The sequence below is a fragment of the Ruminococcus callidus ATCC 27760 genome (genome assembly GCF_000468015.1).
Lineage (GTDB): Bacteria > Bacillota > Clostridia > Oscillospirales > Ruminococcaceae > Ruminococcus_C > Ruminococcus_C callidus.
Genome location: NZ_KI260304.1, coordinates 11,334 through 12,817, shown reverse-complemented (window position 1 = coordinate 12,817; position 1,484 = coordinate 11,334). Strand labels below are relative to the sequence as shown.

The 1,484-nt window shown below is 38.3% G+C and carries 1 protein-coding gene; it reads right to left on the bottom strand.

Annotated elements, in window-relative coordinates; genetic code table 11:
* Nucleotides 1-1,384 (bottom strand): leucine-rich repeat domain-containing protein (locus RUMCAL_RS01920; RefSeq protein WP_021680755.1); only part of this gene is annotated, 1,384 nt, incomplete at its 3' end.
* Between the last annotated feature and the right edge of the window lie 100 nt (nucleotides 1,385-1,484).

Below are 1,484 nucleotides of genomic sequence, written 5' to 3'. Positions count from 1 at the left end.
TTGCAGTCGTTGCGGTTGTTGCTGTGGTGGTGTTTGTGGTGTTGGTCGTCTGTTCGGTGGTGGATTTTGTCGTGGTCGTGGTAGTTGTCGTTGTGGTGGTGGTAGTGGTGGTTTCGGTTGTGGTTTCAGTGGTGGTTACGGTCTGGTCGGGAATGGGATCGTTGGGGTTCCAGTTGTAGTGAATGGTTGCGTTCAAGAATTCGTCATTACTACTGCCTACTCTCATATTATTCCAATCATCTTCAGAACCTGTATAATAAACATCTGTCAGTTTCTTGCAGTTTGAAAAAGTCCCATTTCCAACTATCGAAGTTTCTCTAGGCAATATTACATATTCTAAATTAGAGCAGTTAGAAAAAGTGGATTCATTTAAGGACGCAATATCGTCCGGAATTCTAATAGATTTTAGAGCATAACAGCCCCCGAAAGCTCTTTCTCCCATGCTGATCACATCATTGGGAATCGAAATTTGCTCTAAGCTTTCACAACCAGCAAAAGCCATTTGGTCTATGAGAACAACAGAATTTGGAATTGCCACACTAGTCAACTTTTTACAATCATAGAATGTTGATTCTGCTATTTCGGTTATTCCCTCTGGAAGAATTACTTCTTTTAATGCTTTACAAGAGAAAAATGCATATTGCCCGATTTTATTCATTTTTTTAGACAATGTCACTTCTTCTAAACTAGTACAATTAGAAAAAGCACTATTTTCTAAAGAAGTAACACTATCCGGAATCACCAAAGAAGTTAAAGAAGAACAACCAGAAAACACACTATGTCCCATATCTGTCAAACCACTAGGTAAAGACAGTTGTTTCAATCCCACACAATCTTTAAATGCACAATAGCCAATAGTAGTTACGGATTCTGGGAGTGTAATATTTGTTAAACTACTGCACTTGTAAAATGCGGAATCTGGAATTTCAATTAAGTTATCAGAAAGTGTAATTTCCTTTAATTCAGTACATTCTGAAAATACAGATTCTCCCAATGTCTTTACACTGTTTGGCAAAGTCACACTTCTTAAATGCACACAATCCGAAAAAGCACTTTCCCCAATAGAAGTTACGCTGTCTGGTATCGTCACTTTCAACAATTTTGATTCTTTTACATATTGTATTGTTGAAAACGCATATTGTCCAATTGTTGTAACCGGTTTTCCTTCAATTTCTGCTGGAATTGTAACTGATGTCATATCTGTATCATACCCTGTAATGGATATTTCTGTACCGTTGTTAATCAGTTTATAAGTCAACCCGTCCGCGGATTCCGCACTTGCCACAACAGACACCTGTGGCAGATACACCTGTGCCACCGGCACTGCACCGACGCACATGGTCACAGCCGTCAAAGCTGCTAAAAAAGTTCTGATTTTTTTCATCGCTTTTTACTCCTTTCACAAATCTGTCATTATACGAACGTACAACTTTCCATAATACACGCTAGCATTTCCTATTATACCGCAAAAAAAAAAAAAAAAA